17 protein-coding genes are annotated in these 19,041 nt (G+C 63.1%); 4 read left to right on the forward strand and 13 right to left on the reverse strand.

What is annotated here, in order from left to right; translation table 11 throughout:
* Nucleotides 1-125: 125 nt before the first annotated feature.
* The 3 genes from ACR65W_RS10090 to ACR65W_RS10100 all read right to left on the reverse strand — a co-directional run bounded on the left by ACR65W_RS10090 (nucleotide 126) and on the right by ACR65W_RS10100 (nucleotide 4,265).
* Nucleotides 126-491 carry a hypothetical protein gene (locus ACR65W_RS10090; RefSeq protein WP_434498282.1) on the reverse strand — a complete coding sequence of 122 codons (366 nt, stop codon included), beginning with the start codon at nucleotides 489-491 and terminating at the stop codon, nucleotides 126-128.
* A gap of 491 nt (nucleotides 492-982) precedes the next feature.
* Complete coding sequence (locus ACR65W_RS10095; RefSeq protein WP_434498283.1) at nucleotides 983-2,437, reverse strand: DUF6538 domain-containing protein; 1,455 nt, start codon at nucleotides 2,435-2,437, stop codon at nucleotides 983-985.
* A gap of 205 nt (nucleotides 2,438-2,642) precedes the next feature.
* Nucleotides 2,643-4,265: a GNAT family N-acetyltransferase gene (locus ACR65W_RS10100; RefSeq protein WP_434498284.1), complete on the reverse strand. Its 1,623-nt coding sequence runs from the start codon at nucleotides 4,263-4,265 to the stop codon at nucleotides 2,643-2,645.
* Nucleotides 4,266-4,565: 300 nt separating this feature from the next.
* On the opposite strand from ACR65W_RS10100, the gene ACR65W_RS10105 reads away from it, so the two are divergent.
* Nucleotides 4,566-5,660: a HupE/UreJ family protein gene (locus tag ACR65W_RS10105; protein ID WP_434498285.1), complete on the forward strand. Its 1,095-nt coding sequence runs from the start codon at nucleotides 4,566-4,568 to the stop codon at nucleotides 5,658-5,660.
* Nucleotides 5,661-5,790: 130 nt separating this feature from the next.
* On the opposite strand, the gene phaC is transcribed toward ACR65W_RS10105, so the two are convergent.
* Together phaC and ald are read right to left on the reverse strand one after the other, a co-directional pair.
* Entirely contained in the window at nucleotides 5,791-7,815 is a 2,025-nt protein-coding gene (gene phaC, locus ACR65W_RS10110; RefSeq protein ID WP_434498286.1) for a class I poly(R)-hydroxyalkanoic acid synthase, read from the reverse strand.
* A gap of 247 nt (nucleotides 7,816-8,062) precedes the next feature.
* Complete coding sequence (gene ald / locus ACR65W_RS10115; RefSeq protein ID WP_434498287.1) at nucleotides 8,063-9,193, reverse strand: alanine dehydrogenase; 1,131 nt, start codon at nucleotides 9,191-9,193, stop codon at nucleotides 8,063-8,065.
* 125 nt (nucleotides 9,194-9,318) lie between these two features.
* On the opposite strand from ald, the gene ACR65W_RS10120 reads away from it, so the two are divergent.
* The 3 genes from ACR65W_RS10120 (at nucleotide 9,319) to ACR65W_RS10130 (ending at nucleotide 11,740) form a co-directional block, all read left to right on the forward strand.
* Nucleotides 9,319-9,720 (forward strand): DUF3775 domain-containing protein, encoded by a 402-nt coding sequence (locus ACR65W_RS10120; RefSeq protein WP_434502633.1) that lies wholly within the window; start codon nucleotides 9,319-9,321, stop codon nucleotides 9,718-9,720.
* A 94-nt stretch (nucleotides 9,721-9,814) separates the two neighbouring features.
* Nucleotides 9,815-10,153 carry a small metal-binding protein SmbP gene (gene smbP / locus ACR65W_RS10125; protein WP_434498289.1) on the forward strand — a complete coding sequence of 113 codons (339 nt, stop codon included), beginning with the start codon at nucleotides 9,815-9,817 and terminating at the stop codon, nucleotides 10,151-10,153.
* Nucleotides 10,154-10,300: 147 nt separating this feature from the next.
* A complete protein-coding gene (locus ACR65W_RS10130) occupies nucleotides 10,301-11,740 on the forward strand; it encodes an amino acid permease (protein ID WP_434498290.1) in 1,440 nt (479 codons plus the stop codon).
* Nucleotides 11,741-11,782: 42 nt separating this feature from the next.
* On the opposite strand, the gene hpnE is transcribed toward ACR65W_RS10130, so the two are convergent.
* From hpnE to dnaJ, 8 genes are all read right to left on the reverse strand, one after another.
* Entirely contained in the window at nucleotides 11,783-13,030 is a 1,248-nt protein-coding gene (gene hpnE, locus ACR65W_RS10135; protein ID WP_434498291.1) for a hydroxysqualene dehydroxylase HpnE, read from the reverse strand.
* The gene (gene hpnD / locus ACR65W_RS10140) at nucleotides 13,027-13,902 is read right to left on the reverse strand and encodes a presqualene diphosphate synthase HpnD (protein ID WP_434498292.1); all 876 of its coding nucleotides are present in this window, start codon (nucleotides 13,900-13,902) and stop codon (nucleotides 13,027-13,029) included. The genes hpnE and hpnD overlap by 4 nt, the downstream gene beginning before the upstream one ends.
* On the reverse strand, nucleotides 13,899-14,801 hold the full coding sequence (hpnC, locus tag ACR65W_RS10145) for a squalene synthase HpnC (RefSeq protein WP_434498293.1): 903 nt from the start codon (nucleotides 14,799-14,801) through the stop codon (nucleotides 13,899-13,901). Before hpnC ends, hpnD begins: the two co-directional genes overlap by 4 nt.
* A 37-nt stretch (nucleotides 14,802-14,838) precedes the next feature.
* Nucleotides 14,839-16,056, reverse strand: coding sequence for a glycosyltransferase (locus ACR65W_RS10150; protein WP_434498294.1), 1,218 nt, complete (start codon nucleotides 16,054-16,056; stop codon nucleotides 14,839-14,841).
* Nucleotides 16,057-16,136: 80 nt separating this feature from the next.
* Nucleotides 16,137-16,343, reverse strand: a complete 207-nt coding sequence (locus tag ACR65W_RS10155) for a ChaB family protein (protein WP_434498295.1) — start codon at nucleotides 16,341-16,343, stop codon at nucleotides 16,137-16,139.
* Between the two features lie 14 nt (nucleotides 16,344-16,357).
* Complete coding sequence (gene pyrF / locus ACR65W_RS10160; RefSeq protein ID WP_434498296.1) at nucleotides 16,358-17,050, reverse strand: orotidine-5'-phosphate decarboxylase; 693 nt, start codon at nucleotides 17,048-17,050, stop codon at nucleotides 16,358-16,360.
* Nucleotides 17,047-17,649 (reverse strand): class I SAM-dependent methyltransferase, encoded by a 603-nt coding sequence (locus tag ACR65W_RS10165; protein WP_434498297.1) that lies wholly within the window; start codon nucleotides 17,647-17,649, stop codon nucleotides 17,047-17,049. Before ACR65W_RS10165 ends, pyrF begins: the two co-directional genes overlap by 4 nt.
* 164 nt (nucleotides 17,650-17,813) lie before the next feature.
* Nucleotides 17,814-18,926, reverse strand: a complete 1,113-nt coding sequence (gene dnaJ, locus ACR65W_RS10170; RefSeq protein ID WP_434498298.1) for a molecular chaperone DnaJ — start codon at nucleotides 18,924-18,926, stop codon at nucleotides 17,814-17,816.
* Between the last annotated feature and the right edge of the window lie 115 nt (nucleotides 18,927-19,041).

Consider the following 19,041-nt stretch of genomic DNA (forward strand, 5'->3'; position numbering starts at 1 on the left):
ATCACAAGATAACCGATCTCGCCGCCTTGCTACCGTGGCGCTGGGCCGCCGACCTACAAGCCAAAAAGCTCGCCGCCTGATCTACGCGCAGCCGTCCTTGGCTGAAAATGATCAGCCCACGTGCCTCACCGGATGCTTACAGTCTTTCCTGAGATGACGAATGCGTCCTTTAGCGCCACCTCTTTGTCTGAGACGTTGCGGGCCTTAATCTGCAATGCGGACAGATAGATTGTGCCGTTCGCACCAACGGTAGTTGTTCCCCAGTGATCATCCCATGCGAGAGGTGTAGGAGGTGTAGCAGCAATCAGCACTTGTGTAGAACTCTGCGACGCCACTGCCAGCTCAGAAAATGGTTTTGCGTCCCTGTCTTGAGGTATCCATAGAAAATAGATAAGTAACCCATAAACCATCAAGCCGATCAGCGTGATTATTACTTTCGGCATGAAAGGCAGCAAATACAGCGACTGGATGCTCTCCCAGAAGTTGGACACACCTGATCCTTTGCGTTAATCCACCATGGACAACGCGCCTTCAATAAAGCTTGCGGTCAACCGAAGCAAGGCGCAGAAACCTCCACGCCTCGCCCAATCCCTTGTCACCTAGAAAACGCCCACGCCACAAGGCCCTTTTGGAAAACTCTATGCCCCGCTTCATTGAAGACGGGGTTAAACGCAAGTCCTTCTCCCTCGCTTCCATCCAAGGCCCAAGCTCAGCCACCTGTTCCTCAACCTCATCTCCATAATGAGGTTCATAGTTCTTGATGTAGTCTTCAATAGTGATGCAGCCTTCAAAGGAGCGAAGCTATATATTCATTGTAAGCAGTTACCTAATGTTTAGTAGGAGAATTTATAGATATAATCCCTGATAGTTCGCCATGTCAACTGATATATTACTTAAACTTTTGTAGTTGTTTCTAATGTTCAACTGTTACTGTAGTGTAGTAGTTGATTTCATTCTTCCATAGACTGCGAACATGCGGGCCTCAAACGCCAAGCGCTTTCGTCAACGCCTTACTCAAAACGTCCAGCCAATAGCCATTGCCATAACGATCCGAGATTTGCCCTCGTTCATGAGCCATGATCGCATCCTGCAAGTCAGAGTCTATGAGTGCGTTCCTCAGTTTGTCCTTCATCCGATGGCGAGTGGAATACGCTGTGACCTTGGGATCGGTTATGTTGAGCTTCTTACGAATGAGTTTGTTTTGGACTGCCGAAAGCGCGTCTGCGCCTCTCGGCCTTCCATAGCGGGGGAACAGGGGAACGTGTTGAAGCTCGCTTAAGCTCGCAGGCAACGCACTGTCACCGCCATTCCGCTTTCGGGCTTCCTCGACAGCGGCCCTTGCCGCCTCAACGGCCTCTTTAGCACTGGCCAAGGCAGGGCCAATCAGGGGCAGCACCCGCTTACTGGCGGGGGATTTGAGCTTCGGTCTCGTTTGGTTTGGGCGAATGAAGATGTGGGGTATTTCCTCATCATCATTAAGCGCAACGTCTTGAACCTCTAGGCCAGCTATCTCATCTGTTCTCGCCCCTGTGTAAGCCATCAACACAGTGCAATGCTTCGCTTCTGAGTTAAGCGTCTCTGATGCAGCAGCCAGATAAGCCTCTAACTGTTCGTCGGTGAAGGAGTGTCGCTTCTCCCCCTTGGCCTCGTGATCATCCACGTAAAGCCCGCTGAACGGGTTCTTCACGTCAAGCTGATATTCTCGGATGGCGTGATTGAACACAGCCACGATGGCTTGCAGACTCCTGTTGATGCTTTCGGGTTTTAAGGCCGTCCCATCTCGTGAGTCCTTACGTGCCTTCAAATAATCTCTGAACTGCCGAGCGTCTTGACGGGTTATCGCAGTGAGCGCCTTGTCTCGCTTGAAAGACGCAAGCAGGTATCGCTCGTTCCGCCTAATATGAAGGTCAAACTGTTTCGCCTTCGCCTCAGTCCGCTTGCCGGGCGGGTTCTTCTCTTGGAGATAAAGGTTCACCGCATCTCTGACGGTAGGTAGCGGGCGCTTGAGGCTACCCTGTAGCGCAGCGATCTTCATGCTCGTAAGCGGATCGGGTTTGCGCTGGTATTCTTCAATCAGAGCGTCTGCATAATCCATGCGATCATGAAACTCTTGCTCAGGAACTTGCCCACGCCGAAGCGGCTTTTTCTCCAAATCCAACGAGTGCAGCCATGCAAGCGCATCGTCGTAAAGCGTGAGGCCGGAGGACTCTGAGCCTCCCTTCTGCCCAGCGAGCGATTGCTCAGCAATGAGGAAGCGTCCCTTCCATTCCTCATGTAGACGCATCGCTATGACGACCGCTTTGCGATGATCCTTCGTCTTGAGCGAGTGCTTGACCTCCCGCTTACCGAATACCGGGCGGAGCTTTTCAGGGACGGCCATTCGGAATGAGAAGACGCCCGTCTTAGGGCTTCTCTTGAGGTAGTTCGGAAGGTTCATAGAGGGCTGAGGTTAAGGCCGCATGGCGGCTAATGGACGGATGTTTGTGCTAAATCTATGTGCCAAATTCTACGCTTTAAGTCAATAAATACAACTAGATCAAGCGCATATGGCCGTCGGTTAGATTTATACTTCCCCCACCACTGGATCACCTCTTCCGCTGCGTCCCCGCCCCTCCGCAGTGGGCGGGTTCGCTAGACGCGTCTCATGATTTCGCGTCGTCGTGTCGCACGAGCCTGTAAAGATCGAACCGCCGGTCCCGTAGATTACGGACAGTGCCTTCCCGCCGCGCCCAGGCGAGGTCGGAGAGATCGAGATCCGCGACGGCGATGGTTTCGACATTTTCCGTTGTCTCCGCCGCCACGCCGTCGCGCGCGAAGGGGAAGTCGCATGGGGTCAAAATGCAGGACTGGGCGTATTGCACGTCCATGTTCTCGACGCCCGGCAAATTGCCGACATTGCCGGAGAGAACGACGTAACACTGATTTTCGATCGCGCGCGCCTGGCTGCAATATCTGACCCGAAGATAGCCCTGACGATTGTCCGTGCAAAAGGGCACGAACAGCAACTTCGCGCCCTCGTCGGCCAAAAGCCGGGCGAGTTCGGGAAATTCAGAATCGTAGCAAACGAGCACGCCAATCGGTCCGCAATCCGTGTCGATGGCGCGAATCTCGTCGCCGCCCCGAATGTTCCACCAGTTGCGCTCATTGGGCGTGGGATGGATTTTCTCCTGCGCGTGCACGGCTCCGTCACGCAGAAAGACATAGGCGACATTGCGAATATCGCCGTCGGCCACGCGGGTCGGATGGGAGCCGCCGATGATGTTGATGTTGTAGGACAGCGCCATCTGTCGTAGCGCCGCGACGAAGGGCTCCGTCCGTTGCGTCAGCGCTTCGATCGCTTCCACGGGGCCAAGACGCTTTTTTTCGAGCGCCAGCAGCTGCAGCGTGAACAACTCCGGAAAGACGACAAAGTCCGATTTGTAATCGGAAACGACGTCGACGAAATATTCGATATTGGCCAGAAACTCTTCGAAACTTTTCACGGCGCGCTGCTGAAACTGAACGGTCGCAACCCGCACCCAATCCTTGGGGCGGATCGCGCTCTTCGTCGGCGTCGCCTCCTGGTCGACATAGGGGTTGCGCCAGACCATATGCGCGGCATAGCCGAGACTCTCATGATCGCTCGGCATGTAGGCCTCGAGCACGCCGAGGGGCTCAAAACCATTGCCGATTTGAAAACTGGCGACCTGATCCCGAACTTTGCGCGCCTTGACGGCTTCGAGATAGGCCTCGGGCGTCTTGAATTCCTTGATTTTACGGGACAGTCCCGGCATGCGGCCGCCAAATACGATGCCTTTCAGCTCCAATTCTTCTGCAAGCCGCTTTCGGGCCTCGTAGAGCCGCTGGCCAATGCGCAAACCGCGCCAGTCAGGATCGACGCAGACTTCCATGCCATAAAGCCAGGGGCCGGCGGCGTCATGGCGAGAGGCGTAGCCGCCGCCGGTGATCTCCGCCCAATTATGCCGTTTCAGCGCGGTCGCCTCGTCGATGCGGAAGGTTGCCGCGTAACCAACGATTTTGCCTTCATAGTCCGCGACAAACTGACCTTCGGGGAAGGAGGTGATCTGACCGAGCAAATTCCCGCGGCTGTAAACGGGGAGCGAGGGATAGGCCCGCTTCATCATGGCGATGATGTCAGGGACGTCGCCACGGTTCGCGCGACGAATGACGAGCTGCTCCTGGGATTTGAGCGTCTTTGATTTCGTACTGAGGCCAGGGGGCACCGAAACGCTCGCTTTCTTGAGAAACTCAAATCTGTCGGACACTTCTAATCAATTGAATCGGGTCGAGGAAGAAAATCCGGAACTGGCGCGCAAAGCCGCCGGAAGGGGCGAGCGGCGCGGGCCTCTTGGCGTCGCGCATTAGGAGGCGCGACGCTCGAAAAACCTTCCCTCCCATGCCCTTATCCTTCGACGCGGCGCTTCGCCTACGGCGAGAATTAAATGAACTGACCCACCGCCGACGGCAAAGATCGGCTTGCGCCTGCTCAACGCTCCCGCTTCCGCTGTCTTGTCCAGCGCAGCGGCGTTTGGCATGTTGCGCGGCCACGAACGAAGGGAGCGCGTATGACCGGAGTTTTCAGGATAGTCGCCGCCGTAATCTTGTTTTGCGTCGGCCTCGCGGCTCCGGCTATGGCCCATACGCCTGATATTTCGACAGGCAAAATTCTTCCCAAGGACAATCGAACCTATGCCGTCGAGGTCGGCTTTCTCGCCACCGATCTCGAGCGCATGTTTCAGGACACGATGAGCGAACGCGCCAGCGTCGACCTCTCGGGGCCCGGCGCGCTCGAAGCGGAAATCGGCAAATTTGTCCAAAAGCGTGTCGCAATGCGCGATGCGACAGGCCGGGCCTGCATCGCCAATGTCGAAAAGTCGGGCGAAGACCCCACCAACCAGGACAGCGCGCTCGTCTTGATCCGCTTCGACTGCGGCGGAACGACCGGCACGCTCTTCTATGACGCGACGAAGCTCCTCGCCACGCAAGGCGCAAAGGGGAAGCACCTGGTCACGCTCGAGGGAAGCGAAAACGCCGGCCAGACCATGCTCTACCCCGACGATCCCCCGCTCGATCTGTCAAAGCCGATGGAAACCACCGCACAGCTGATGTGGAAGTTTCTCAAAGCCGGCGTCGAACACATCGTCACCGGCTACGATCATTTGTGCTTCCTGTTCGCGCTCATTCTGTGGGCTACCCGCATTTGGCCGGTCGTGAAGATCGTCACCGCCTTCACCATTTCGCATTCGATCACGCTGTCGCTGGCGGCGCTCAATATCTTCACGCTTCCCTCGACATTGGTCGAAGCGCTGATCGCCGCTTCGATCGTTTTCGTCGCTGTGGAGAACTATTTCTCGCGCGACGTCGACAACCGCTGGCGCAACACTTTCTTATTCGGCTTCATCCATGGCTTCGGCTTCGCCTCGGCGCTCACGGAGATGGGCGTGCCGCAAGGGGGGGTCGTGCCGGCGCTCGCCGCGTTCAACATTGGCGTCGAACTCGGTCAGATCGCTATCGTCTTCGCGGTCATGCCGATCCTGTTCTTCATCGACAAGCAGACAGGCGGCAAGCGCAGCGAAAAGCTCGTCTACGTGGCCTCGGCGCTGATTGCGATTGCGGGGGTCTACTGGTTCTTTGAGCGAATCGGGGTTCTTCCCGGGTGAGGCTCTAGGATGACCTCATCGGTTGTCGCGGGCTCGCTGCGTCTATGGACACGGTGAGACGGCGCGCGCGCTAAAGCGTGGGCCGCGGCGTCACGTTTCGCGCCGCGACCCTGCCGGATCCACCTGCCGCCTAGCTTTTTGCCCGCACATATTCCCCGGGCGCGTCGCAGATGATCTTGAGCTTGCCGCCGCCAGGCCGGCGCGCGGGGACTTTCTCGGGCGCCTGCGCCGTCACCCAGGCCAGCCAGTGCGGCCACCAGGAGCCCTTGGTTTCCTTCGCCTTCTTGATCCAGTCCTCGAAAGCGCCCTTCGGGGGGCCGCCCGTCCAATATTGATATTTGTCTTTGGAGGGCGGGTTGATGATCCCCGCGATATGGCCCGAGCCGCCGAGCACGAAGGTCACCTCGCCGCCGAAAAACCTCGCGCCGCGAAACACGGATTGCGCCGGCGCGATATGATCCTCCCTCGTCGCGATCTCGAAGACCGGCGCCTTCACCTGACGCAAATTGAGCCGAACCCCGTCGATGACCATCTCGCCGCGCGCCAGACGGTTTTCGAGATAGCAACTGCGCAGGTAGAAGGAGTGATTGGCCCGCGGAATGCGCGTCGAATCGGAATTCCAATACAAGAGATCGAACGCGGCGGGCTCGACCCCCTTCATGTAATTGTTGACGACATAATTCCAGATGAGTTCGTTCGGCCGCAGCATATTGAAGGCGTTGGCCATCTTGTAGCCTTCGAGATAGCCGGTGCGCGCCATGCTTTCGTCGAGCGCCGCGAGGCGCGCCTCATCGACGAAAATCTGCAGATCGCCGGCGTCCGAAAAATCCACCTGCGTCGCAAAGAAGGTGACGCTGTCGATGCGATCGTCGCCGGTCGCAGCCATATAGGCGAGCGTCAGCGCGAGCAGCGTGCCGCCGACGCAATAGCCCGCCGCCGTGACCTTGCGTTCGCCCGTCGCCTTCTCGATCACGTCGAGCGCGGTCAGCACGCCCTCGTGCATATAAGCCTCGAACCCCTTTGCGGCCTTGGTCTCGTCGGGATTGACCCAGGAGATGATGAAGACCGTGAAGCCCTGCTCGACGGCCCAGCGAACGAAACTTTTCTCGGGGTTGAGATCGAGCACATAGAATTTGTTGATCCAGGGCGGCGTGATGAGCAGCGGCCGCGCATAAACTTCCGCCGTCGTGGGCTCATATTGAATGAGCTCCATCACGTCATTGCGCCAGATCACCTTGCCGGGCGTATTCGCCAGATCGACGCCGAGTTCGAATTTCCGATCCGCGCTCTGGCGAATCTTCAGCACGCCGCCGCCCGCGGAAATGTCTTCCGCGAGCATTTTCAAGCCGCGGACCAGATTCTCGCCCTTGGCGTCCATCGTGGCGCGCAACAGTTCCGGATTGGTCGGCACGAAATTGGATGGCGAGATCGCGCTCGAGATCAGCCGCGTATAAAAGACGGCTCTCGCCTTTGTCTGCGGATCGAGTCCCTCGGCGCTCTCGACCATGTCGCCCGCCCAGCGCGACGCGAGCAGATAGGATTGCCGCAGCCAGTCGAAGAACGGATTCTCGTTCCATTCAGGCCCCGAGAAGCGCTTGTCGGAGAGGTCGGAAGGAACGATCGGGGCGACATCCTCCCCGCCGTAGCGGCGAAGCGTCTGCCGCCAAATCTCGCTCAACCCGCTGTAAAGATCGGCCTGGGCGACGGCGGCGCGGTCGGGCTTCGACAGCCAATATTCGGCGACGGCGCCGAGAGTCTTGGTGGCGTCGGCGACGCTCGCGGCGAGTTCGCTTCGCGTTTCGTCGGGATTGGCGCCGCCGATCGCCGCCGCCAGCGCCTTGCGGCCCTCGTCCACGAGCTGCGCCATGTTGTCGGCGATCGCTTCGATATCAAGCCGGGCGAATGTCTCCAGATTGGCGAGCGGCGCGGGAGCCCCGGCGCCCTTGGGCGTCGCGGGCGCGGCCGTTTGCGTCGAAACGCTCGGCGCCGAAGGCTTTTTCGCCACAGTCTTTTTCTTGGCCTTGTTATTGGCCTTGTTCTTGGCCTTGTGGGACGGCTTCACCGGCGTTTCGGACTTGCCGAGCGCGGAGACCTTTTCCGCCGTGGCCCCTCGTTTCCGGTTGGCGGCGGGATCCTGGTCCTGGTTCGCGCTCATGCCCTAAACCTGTCTGTTCTTCGAATGATAGGGGGCGCCGCTCCGCAAAGGCCGCGACGCTCTGGTCTAACAAGTGCGCGCTGATGAGAAAAGCTCTGCCGGCCTGGCGCGAGCGGTGCGTCCCGGCGACATAAGCGCGAATTATTACAATGCGATGCCGAAGCACGCGCCGGAGCCAACGCTCTCCAGCATGGATTGCGCGAAAAAGTCGCATGGACCGGAATGGATGACGTCATTCAGCAGGATGCTATGCGGCGCCGGCGCTGTCCAGCGCCATGAGCTGCGGCGACAGCGGCAGGCCATGCGCGGCGGCGACGGGCGGCGACAGAATGCGGCCGGCGGAAACTTCCAGCCCTGCGCGAAGATGCGGGTCGTCCTCGATGGCGCGACGCCAGCCCTTGTTGGCGAGCGCCAGCACGAAAGGCAATGTGGCGTTGTTGAGCGCGAAGGTCGATGTGCGCGGCGTGACTCCGGGCATGTTGGTGACGCAATAATGCACGACCCCGTCAACGACATAGGTCGGGTCGGAATGGCTCGTCGGCCGTGACGTCTCGCAGCAGCCGCCCTGGTCGATCGCGACGTCGACGATCACGGCGCCGCGCTTCATCGTCGACAGCATGTCGCGCGTGATCAGGATCGGCGCCTTGGCGCCTGGCGCGAGCGCCGCGCAGATGACGAGATCGGCGCGCTTCACCGATTCGGCGATCGCGGCGCGTGTGGAATAAATGGTGCGCGCCGCGAAACCGAAACGCGTTTCGAGACGCCGCAGCGCGTCGGGGTTGCGGTCGGCGACGAGCACGCTTGCGCCCATGCCGAGCGCAATCGCCGTCGCCTGGGCGCCGACGCTGCCGGCGCCGAGAACGAGAACGTCAGCTGGCGGCACGCCCGGCGCGCCCGAAAGCAGAACGCCGCGGCCGCCCGCCTGCTTTTCAAGAAAATGCGCCCCGATCTGCGGGGCGAGCCGGCCGGCGATTTCGGACATCGGCGCGAGCAGCGGCAATCCGCCGCCGGGCGCCGTGACCGTCTCATAGGCGATGCAATGGGCGCCGCTCGCCATCAGCTCGCGCGTGAGTTCAGCGTCCGCGGCGAGATGGAAATAAGTGAAGAGCACCTGGTCCGGCCGCAAATAAGCAATCTCGCGCCGCTGCGGCTCCTTCACCTTGACGATCAATTGCGCTGCGGCAAACAGCGCTTCGGGACCATCGACGAGCGTCGCGCCCGCGGCGGCGTAATCCGAGTCCGATAGCCCCGCGCCCTCGCCCGCGCCGCGCTCGATGAAGACGTCATGTCCCGCATGGGCGAGTTCAGCGACCGAAGACGGCGTAAGGCCGACGCGATATTCGTTGTCTTTGGTTTCTTTGGGCGCGCCGACACGCATTTGCGGCTCCAAAATACGGCGTCGACTTGGGTAAAAATCTCGCCTTCGGGGAATATATGCAAAGGGCGACCTTTCAATACAAGGGCGAAGGTCAAGCGCGTTTTCAGAACGGCGGAGAGGAAGAAATGCCGACCATCAATACGGACAAAGTCTGTTTCGTCGTCGTCAAGGCTCGTGAGCTTGAAAGCGAAGATGAGGGCATCGACGCGGACGCCTCGAACGCCACGGACGACGGTTTCGTCAGCGTATTGACGGAGGACGCGTTCCCCACCATTCGCGACGAGGTTTCCTCCTTTATCGAGGCCATGGACGTCGACGAGCAGGTCGAGCTGGTCGCGCTGATGTGGGTGGGGCGCGGCGACTTCGCCGCCAGCGAATGGGGCGAAGCTCTCGCGCAAGCGCGAGCCCGGCACGAAGGCGCGACGTCGGCATATCTGCTCGGGGTTCCGCTTCTCGCCTCGTTTCTTGAGGGCGGCCTGGCGGAATTCGGCGAAAGTTGCGAGCTTTTTGCCGCCGACCGGCAGTGATCACGCCGCGACATCTAGGACGCCTGCGAGACCTCGATCCTAGAGCGAAAGAGACCATATTTACGTCATGCGGCGAGCATTGAGGAGATCCCCCATGAATCGCAGAATTTTTGCAACCGTCTTGGCTCTATCCCTCGCGGCCTTTGTCGCCCCCCGATTGGCCTACGCCGAAGATCATCTGGGTGAAGCCATCACCCACACCCAGCAGGCGATCAGCGAAGGCAAGCAGGGAAAGGCCGAGGCGCTGACGATGCATGCGGAAGAAGGCTTGAAGCACGCGAAAGCCGCCGAAGCGCAAAAGCCAAACGAGCATACCAAACAGGGCATCTCGCATCTCGAAATGGCGATTGACCACGGCAAGCAGAAGCACCCCGATGTCGCGACGAAACACGCCGAAGAGGCGCTGACCCATCTCGAGGCCGCGAAGAAATAGGCCGCGGCGCCCGAACAAAATGGAAAGAGCGGCCTTACTGGGGCCGCTCTTTTCTTTTGCGGCTGCGCGTGGCGGGGCGGCAATGACAGCGCCGCCCGGATCGCCTATGGACGTCATGGCGGACACGCCCGCCGACGGGCCATTTTGATGAAGCTTTCCTCCTCGCTGCTGCGCGCCAAATCCATCGAATCGCTGCAAGCCGAAGCCGACCGACCGGGCGGATTCCGTCGCGTGCTCGGGGTCTGGCAGCTCACCGGAATTGGCCTTGGCGGCCTCATTGGCGTCGGCATTTTCGTGCTGACCGGCGTAGTGGCGGCGACCCAGGCGGGGCCGGGCGTCGCCCTCTCCTTCCTGATCGCCGGCGTCGCGAGCGCCGCGGCGGCGCTGTCCTACGCCGAATTCGCCGGCATGATTCCCGTCGCCGGCAGCGCCTACACATATGCTTATGCGGTGCTGGGCGAACTCGCCGCCTGGATCATCGGCTGGGATCTTCTACTCGAATATGCGCTGGTCGTCGCCGTGGTGGCGATCGGCTGGTCGGCCTATTTGCAGGCGCTGCTCGCGCAATTCGGCGTCACGCTTCCCGATTGGGCGAGCGGCGCGCCGGGAACCGGGCCCGGCCGCGTCGTCGATCTTTTCGCCGCGCTCGGCGCGCTTGGCGTCGCCTTCCTGTTGACGCTGCGCGTGGAGCTTGGCGCGCGCTTCAACACCGCGATGGTGGTCGTCAAGATCGCCGCGGCGCTGTTGGTGATCGTCGCCGGCCTTCCCTATGTGCGCGTCGAGAACTGGACGCCCTTCATGCCCTTCGGCTTTTCCGGCGTGGCGCAGGGCGCGGCGGTCGTGTTCTTCGCGGTGTTCGGCTACGACACGCTGACCACCGCCGCCGAAGAAGCCCGCGCGCCGCAGCGCGACGTGCCGCGCGCCGTCCTTTTGTCGCTCGTCGTGGCGCTGACGCTCTATATCGCCATGTCGCTCGTGCTCACCGGCGTCGTGCGCTATGACACGCTCGACAATCCCGCGCCGGTCGCGACCGCTTTCGCGTCGCTCGGCCTGCCCTGGGTCGCCTTCGTCGTCTCGCTCGCCGCGGTCGCCGGCATCGCCAGCGTCATGCTCGCTTTTCTGCTCGCCTGCGCCCGCATCTGGTTCGCCATGAGCCGAGACGGCCTGCTGCCGGCCTGGTTCGCGAAACTGCATCCGCGTTTTCAGACGCCCTATCGGCCGACGCTGATCGCCGGCGCGCTGACCGCGCTCGTCGCCGCGCTCTACCCGATCAAGGAAGTGGCGGAGCTGGTGAATATCGGCACGCTCTCCGCATTCGTCGTCATCTGCTCGGCGATCATCGTGCTGCGCCGCACCCGCCCCGACGTGCCGCGCAGTTCTCGCGCGCCCTTTGTCCCCTTCACGCCGCTCGCCGGCATCGGCTTCTCGCTCTGGCTGTTGTCGCGCCTGCCGGCGGTGGCGTGGGAGCGCTTCGCGATCTGGATGGCGATCGGCCTCGCGATTTATTTTCTCTACAGCCGCCGTCACAGCCGGCTGGCGCAGGGCGTCAACGCGCCGCAAGACCGCCGGCAAATTTCGCACTCATGAGGCGCAAGCGCGCTTCCTTACGCCATGCACGAAGCGTCACATTCAACTGGCCGTCGTCGCCAGTTCCGCCGCTCTATCCCCTGATCGTATCGAACCTTCGATCGTCGCCGGCAGGCCCGTATTCGTCCAGTCGCCGGCAAGCCACAGATTGTCCCAGCGCGTCTTCGCATCAGGCCGGCGCTTCTCCTGCGCCGGCGTCGCGGCGAAGGTGGCGCGCTTTTCCTTGACGATCTGCCAGGGCGGCGGCGCCGCCGGCAGGCCCGTCGCGGCGGACACCTCCGCCCAGATTTTTTCCGCCAGCGCGTCGCGCGACTCGTCGATCAGCCGGTCGGCGCCGCTGATCGTCACCGACAGGCGATCGTCGAAGGCGAAGAGCCATTCGGTGAGCGCGCCAATCATGCCGAGAAGCAGCGGTTGGCCCGGCGGCGACGCGATCTTGAAATGCGCATTGAGGATCGCGCGAAAATCATCGGGCGCGACGAGACCGGGGAGAAGCTCCTGCGCAATCCACGGCGGCGTCGCGAGGACCACCACGTCGCCTTTTTCCAGCGTCACTTCCGCGTCGCCGAAACGCAGCGCGGCGACGCGCGACTCCTCGAAAGCGATGTCGCGCAGACGCGCGCCGAAGCGCGGCTCGACGCCTTTGGCGCGAAGCGTGCGCAGCGCCGGCTCGATGAAGGCGTCGCCGAGGCCGCCTTTGGCGACCATGGGGCGGCAGGCGTCGCCGCCCGCCGCGAGCGTCTCGCGCAGCACGGCGCCGGCGAGCGTCGCGGACGCCTCTTCAGGTTCGGTGTTCAGCGCCGACAGCAGAACCGGGCGCCAAAGCCTCTCCCACAGCGGGCCGCGGCAGCGCATCGTGTCGCCGATGGTCGCGCCGTCCTTCGCAAAGAGAAGCTTTCCGGCGCCCAGATAATCGAGCGGCGCCGTGCCGGGGACGCGGCGGTCGGCGACAAACACCCACCAGGGAATGCGCGAGGCGTTGGGGCGCAGCGTCCAGCGCTCGGCCGTGCGCGCGTCGAGAAAATCGAAGGCGCATTCGTCGGGACCAACAAGCGCGCCGCTCGCACCGATGCGTTTGGCGTAATCCCGCGCCGCCCGATTGCCCGAGAGCAGCAGATGATTGCCGTTGTCGATCGTCAGGCCGAGCGACGCGTCGAAATAGGAGCGGCAGCGGCCGCCCGCCATGCGCGCGGCTTCATAGAGCGCGACGCGCCGTCCGGCGTCGGCAAGACGCAGCGCGCAGGCGAGCCCCGCGAGGCCCGCGCCGACGACATGAATCGTTTCGCTCACGTGAAGGCGTGTCGCAGGAAGGCGCTGACGAGCTTTAGACGCGACGCCCGCACCGGCGCGCGCGGCGCCGAAAAGCCGCGAGCGGCGAGACTGTCGAGGATCGAACGATAGCCGGCGGCCATGAGATAGGGCGCTTTCACCGCGCGCTTCGGCAAGCCCGCCATCACCAGATCCGCCTGGTCATAATGTTCGCGGGCGCGGCTGAGGACCGGCGCGCACACCTCTTCGAGCGAAGGATGCGACAGCACGGCGTGCGGCGCCAGGCTCGCCACGCCGGCGGACTCAATCGCCTCTCGCGGCAAATACAGCCGCCCCCGCGCGGCGTCCTCGTCGAGGTCGCGCAAGATGTTGGTGAGCTGCAACGCGCGCCCGAGGTGGTAGGCGAGCAGTTTCGGACCCGTCGGCAAATCGCATTCGGCGCCCGGCTCCTCCTCCGCGAGACCGAACGCGCGCACCGACAGCCGTCCCACGGCGCTCGCGACGCGGTCGCAATAGAGTTCAAGCTTTTCCCAGTCCGGCGCGCAAATATCCTCCTCGACGTCCATGGCCATGCCCTCGATCACCGACTCGAAATCGGCGCGCTCGAGTCGGAAACGGCGGACGGGTTCAGAGAGAAAGCTCACGCGCGCGCGGATGCGGCCGGCGTAAAGCTCGTCGAGGTCGGCGCGCCACTGGTCGAGCGCGGCGCGGCGCGCGGCGCGGTCGCCCTCGTCGTCGGCGATGTCGTCAACGGCGCGGCAGAAGGCGTAAATGGCGAACATCGCGTCGCGCCGCGGCGGCTCGAGGATGCGCATAGCGAGATAGAAGGAGCTTCTGGTCGCGATGGCGCGCGTGCGCAGCGTCGCGGAATCGGCAAGCGCGTCCATGGTCATTGGCGCGTCCTTGGGCGCGCGCTCGGAAGGGCCTCGGAATCTACGCGGCGTGGACGCGAAATGCGGCGAAGAAGCGCGCCGAGCGCGCCCAGCGCGCCTTTCAGCGCAAAGCTGAACTTGTCGTCGTGAACCTTGTCGCGAAGCGGGTCGGCGACCGCGAGGCGCGCAACGAGCTGTTCGGCCAATGTTTGAATGGCGCCGACCTCCATGGCGAGCCGCGTATCGTCGATCAGATCGGCGAAGGGACGCGACTGCGCGAGCAGACGCCCGGTTTTCTCGTTGAGGTCGCGGATCGTCGCCAGGAGCGGCGGCGGCGCCGACTCCTGCGCGAGCATCTCGACGGTCGCGCCATGCGCCGCGAGCGCGTCCTGCGGCAGATAGATTCGGTCGAGGTTGCGGTAATCCTTGCCGCAATCCTGCAGGTGATTGATGATCTGCAGCGCCGCGCAGAGCGCGTCATTGGCCGGCCAGACCCGGCCGGGGTTCTCGCCGTGGAGATCGCAGACAAAGCGTCCGACGGGCATGGCGGAATAACGGCAGTAGTCGACGAGATCGTCCCAGTCGCGATAGCGCAATTGCGTCACGTCGCGCTTGAAGGCGGTGATCAGGTCGCGCGCATGCTGCGGGTCGAGACGCCGCTCGCGGCAGGTTTCACGCAGGCGGCGCGCGACGTCCGCATCCTCTTCCGCGTCTCCGATCAGGGCGGCGTCAAGCGCGTCCAGCAGATCCAGCTTCTCTTGCGCGGAAAGCGTCGGATGGTCGGCGATGTCGTCGGCGGCGCGAACGAAGTCGTAGAAGGCGAGGATCGGCGCGCGATGCCGCGGCGCAATGAGAAAGGAGGCGACGGGAAAATTCTCGTCGCGATGGGTCTTTCCCGAACTCGTCTGCGCAATATCCATATGACGCCGTCTTGCCGCTCCACGGCGCTGGCGCGCCCTATACCTCGATGTGGCGGTTCGCCTCGATCTCGCCGGGCGTTTCGAAGCGCTGCGCCGACTTTTGCGCGCGCGGCGCCTGATAACGGCCTTTCCATTCGCCGCCGCGGCCGCTCAGGTGCCGCCAAGCCGATTCAACCGTAAACCACGTATAGCATGCCGCGACGCCTGGCAAAGCAAAGGCGCGCCACCGCGACAGGCCGTAAAAGCGCAGCGTCGGCATATAGGCCTGCGCCATCAGGAGCCAGGAAACGAGCGCCGTCTCGCGCGCCGGCGATTCGCCGAACAGCGTCAGATAAGGCGGCGCAAGATAGGCGGCCGCCAAGCCAAAGAGCGCGCCCGCGAGACGCCAGGGGGAATAGCTAAGCTGCGCGTAGGCCGAGCGCACGACCATTCGGGAGATATCGGCAAGGCGCGGATAGGCGCGCAGGCTGTGGACGTCTTCGGTCAGACCCAGCCAGATCGGACCTTGCGCCTTCATCAGCGCGCCCAGCGCGCAATCGTCGATCAGCGCGCCGCGAATGGCCCGCAGGCCGCCCGCGGTCGCGAGCGCCTCCGGACGCAGCAGCATGACTCCTCCCGCGGCGCCTGCCGCCGGGTGATCCGGATCATTGATGTGGCGGAACGGGTAAAGCTTCTGGAAATAGAAAATGAACGCTGGGACGAGCCAGCGCTCCGCGACGCTTTCGCAACGAAGCTTGACCATGAGCGAGGTGAGAACGGCGCCGCGCGCCGTCGCACCCGAAGCGAGGCGGGCGAGCACATGCGGCGAAAATTCGATGTCCGCATCGCAAAACAGCACGAAATCCGGGTCGATCGGCAAGCTCCGCACATGATCGAACCCGCGTTGCATCGCCGCGAGCTTTCCCGTCCAGCCCGCATCGGGTCCGCGCGAGGAGAGAATCGTCAGGCGGCTCGAAGCGCCACAGGCGGCCGCGCAGCGGCGGGCCGCCTCGGCGGTGCCGTCGTTGCTCTCGTCATCCACGAGAACAACGTCGAAACGGCCATGAAACTGTTGCGCAAACAGCGACGCCAGGCTTTTTTCGATGACGTCGGCTTCGTTTCGAGCCGGAACGATCGCCACGACATGGGTCGCCGGGACGGCTGCGTGACCGCCAAGGTCCCGGTCATGTTCGGTCAGCCGCCAGAACCCGCCGCGAAGCGCGATCAGATAGAGCCAAACGAACAGCCCGAGGGCGGAGATGACAATCGCGAGCATGGGCGAATCGGGGTAAGGATTCGACAAGCCCGCGTTTTAGCACCCACGCTCAAGGCAGGCCAGCGCGCCCTACGTCCTTCCTAACGCCTCACCCAGCCCGCCTCGGTCTTGACGTAGCTTCGCTTCACCGCGGCCCAGGCGATGCGGTGCGCCGCCTCCTCCTGCCGCGGGTCGCCGCGATGGGCGTCGAAGGCGTGGTTGAAGGCTTCGCGATAGATGTCCTGCGCGTGCTCCGGAAGAATGTGCTGGAGATTCTCCGGCAGGTCGGCGTTGCTGTCATAGGGCATCCGACGGACCTCGATCAGGCGCCGGCCATCTCGCCCACCACCGCTTGCGCGGCCGCTGCGGGGTCCGCTGCGCGCGTGATCGGCCGGCCGACGACGATATAGTCGGCGGAGGCCGCGACCGCCTGCCGCGGCGTCATGACGCGCTTCTGATCGCCGACGTCGGCGCCCTCCGGCCGCACCCCCGGCGTCACCAGCAGCATGTCCGAGCCCACCAGCGGTCTTATGGACGCAAGCTCCATCGGCGACAGGATGAGGCCGTCGACGCCCGTCTCCCTGGCTTGTCTGGCGCGGCGCGCGACGAGTTCGGCGACGCCGCAGGCGTAGCCCGCTTCTTTCAGATCCGCGTCGTCATAGGAGGTCATCACCGTCACGGCGAGGAGCTTGAGCGCGCCGTCCGAGGCCCCCGCGCGGGCCGCCGCCATCGTCTGGGGAAAGGCGTGGATGGTGAGAAAGTCGACGCCGAGCCGGGCGATCTGGCGCGTCGCGCGCTCCACGGTGACGCCGATGTCATGAAGCTTCAGATCCAGAAACACGCGCTTGCCGGCGGCCTTCAGTTCACGCGCGAAGTCGAAGCCGCCCGGCGCATAGGCGAGCTCCATGCCGACCTTGAAGAAGGAGACCGTCTCGCCCAGAGCCGCGACCATCGCCCGCGCGTCGTCGACGCTTTCGACGTCCAGCGCGACGATCAGGCGCTCCCGCGCCTTCACGCCTTGCGCTTTCCGGCGAAGCCGGCGTAACCCGCTTTGCGATAGCGCCAGACTCTTGCCGGAGGGATGTTGAGCACGACCGGGGGCGATCCCTTGCCGACATAGGCGCCATTGACGCCGCTGGCGTGCATGGGCATCGGCGACTTGGTCAGGCCGTAAGTGAATTGGATGAAGAGCCCCTCGTCGCCCATCAGTTCGAAGGCCTGATTCAACAGCTCGACGCGATCGCGCTCCGGCCGCACCAGGAGCGGCAGGCTGGAGACGACGGTGGCGATTTTTCCCGGAACCTTGCCGTCGAGAGTCGCCTTGAGGCCATAGGCGTCGCCTTGCACGATGTTGACGCCCGGGAAGCGTTCGGAGAGCAGATGGCAGAACCGGCTCTCATATTCGACGAGGACGAGGCGCTCGGGCGCGATGCCGCGCGCGAGCAGCGCCTGAGTCACCGGCCCGGTGCCGGGACCGAGTTCGACGATATGGCCGTCTCGATCCAGTTCGACGAAGCCGGCCATCGTCTTGGCCAGCGCGCGTCCGGACGGCGAAACGGCGCCGATGAGGCGCGGATTTTCGATCCATTGACGGATGAAGCGCGCGTTATCCACGAGCCTCGCGCGCCCACTGGCTTTGTGCGTTCTGTGCGGCAACAGCGCCCCTCCCGATCGGCGCGATAAAAACGCGCAAACGGCCCCCGCGATCGGAGGGCCGTTGGGCGGATGATAGGAGAGCCGCGCGTCAAAAACAACGCGGCGTCTTTAGCGCTCTGGCGCTACCCCCCGAACAGATCCTTCATCCGCGCGAAAAAGCCCGTCTCCTCGGGATGCGTGTCAAGCGAGGACTCCTCCTCGAATTCGGCGAGGAGCTCCTTTTGCCGCTTGGTGAGCTTTTGCGGCGTCTCGACGCTGATCTGCACATGCAGGTCGCCTTGGTCGCGCCCGCGCAGCACCGGCATGCCCTTGCCCTTGGCCTTGAGCTGGCGTCCGGACTGCGCGCCCTCGGGAATTTTGAGCTTCACCTCGGAGCCGTCGAGCGCATGGACCTTGATCTCGCCGCCGAGCGCCGCACGCACCATCGAGATCGGCACGCGGCAATAGAGATCCGCCCCATCGCGTTGGAAGAACGGATGCGGCTTCACCGAAAGGAAGATGTAGAGGTCGCCGGGCGGCCCGCCCCGCAGGCCCGCCTCGCCTTCGCCAGCGAGCCTGATGCGCGTGCCGTCCTCGACGCCCGGCGGCACATTGACGGACAGCGAGCGTTCGATCGTCTTGCGCCCCGTCCCGGAACAGGAGGGGCAGGGATTCTCGATCGTCTCGCCGCGCCCCTGGCAGGTCGGACAGGTGCGCTCGATCGCGAAAAAGCCCTGCTGGGCGCGCACGCGTCCCATGCCGCCGCAGGTTGTGCAGGTCTTGGGCTTTGAACCCTTTTTCGCGCCCGTTCCCGAGCAGGCGTCGCAGGTCGCCGAGGTGGGGATTTTCAGCGAAGCGGCCTTGCCGTGATAGGCCTCGTCGAGGGTAATCTCCATGTTGTAGCGCAGATCCGAGCCCCGCTCGCGGCCGCCCGAACGGCTGCGCCGCCCCATGACGTCGCCGAACAGATCCTCGAAAATGTCGGCCATGGAGGCGCCGAAGCCCTCGCCTCCGCCAAAGCCGCCGCCCTGTTCAAAGGCGGCATGGCCGAAACGGTCGTATGCCGCGCGCTTCTGCTGGTCGCACAGGCACTGATAGGCTTCGTTCAATTCCTTGAAACGCGCTTCCGCCTGCTTGTCGCCAGGGTGTCGATCGGGATGGCACTGCATCGCAGCCTTGCGGAAGGCGATCTTCAATTCGACTTCCGTGACTGTGCGGCTGACGCCCAGAACTTCGTAATAGTCGCGTTTGGACATGCTTGATTTCTGATGGTGCGCGGCGGGCCTGGCCGCGATCACATGAACGCAAGGAAACCCGGCGTATTCGCGCCGGGTTCCCGTTTCGCTACCGCATCGAAGCGGCTATGGCCAG

The organism is Methylocystis sp., from assembly GCF_051062815.1.
Classification (GTDB): Bacteria; Pseudomonadota; Alphaproteobacteria; order Rhizobiales; family Beijerinckiaceae; genus Methylocystis.

Excerpts from the sequence above, each read along its gene's own strand:
- ACR65W_RS10095 (WP_434498283.1), bottom strand. The coding sequence starts at position 2,437 with ATGAACCTTCCGAACTACCTCAAGAGAAGCCCTAAGACGGGCGTCTTC.
- smbP (WP_434498289.1), top strand. The coding sequence starts at position 9,815 with ATGAATCGCAGAATTTTTGCAACCGTCTTGGCTCTATCCCTCGCGGCC.
- ACR65W_RS10150 (WP_434498294.1), bottom strand. The coding sequence starts at position 16,056 with ATGCTCGCGATTGTCATCTCCGCCCTCGGGCTGTTCGTTTGGCTCTAT.
- hpnC (WP_434498293.1), bottom strand. The coding sequence starts at position 14,801 with ATGGATATTGCGCAGACGAGTTCGGGAAAGACCCATCGCGACGAGAAT.
- hpnD (WP_434498292.1), bottom strand. The coding sequence starts at position 13,902 with ATGACCATGGACGCGCTTGCCGATTCCGCGACGCTGCGCACGCGCGCC.
- ACR65W_RS10120 (WP_434502633.1), top strand. The coding sequence starts at position 9,319 with ATGCCGACCATCAATACGGACAAAGTCTGTTTCGTCGTCGTCAAGGCT.
- dnaJ (WP_434498298.1), bottom strand. The coding sequence starts at position 18,926 with ATGTCCAAACGCGACTATTACGAAGTTCTGGGCGTCAGCCGCACAGTC.
- ACR65W_RS10130 (WP_434498290.1), top strand. The coding sequence starts at position 10,301 with ATGAAGCTTTCCTCCTCGCTGCTGCGCGCCAAATCCATCGAATCGCTG.
- ACR65W_RS10155 (WP_434498295.1), bottom strand. The coding sequence starts at position 16,343 with ATGCCCTATGACAGCAACGCCGACCTGCCGGAGAATCTCCAGCACATT.
- ACR65W_RS10105 (WP_434498285.1), top strand. The coding sequence starts at position 4,566 with ATGACCGGAGTTTTCAGGATAGTCGCCGCCGTAATCTTGTTTTGCGTC.
- phaC (WP_434498286.1), bottom strand. The coding sequence starts at position 7,815 with ATGAGCGCGAACCAGGACCAGGATCCCGCCGCCAACCGGAAACGAGGG.
- ald (WP_434498287.1), bottom strand. The coding sequence starts at position 9,193 with ATGCGTGTCGGCGCGCCCAAAGAAACCAAAGACAACGAATATCGCGTC.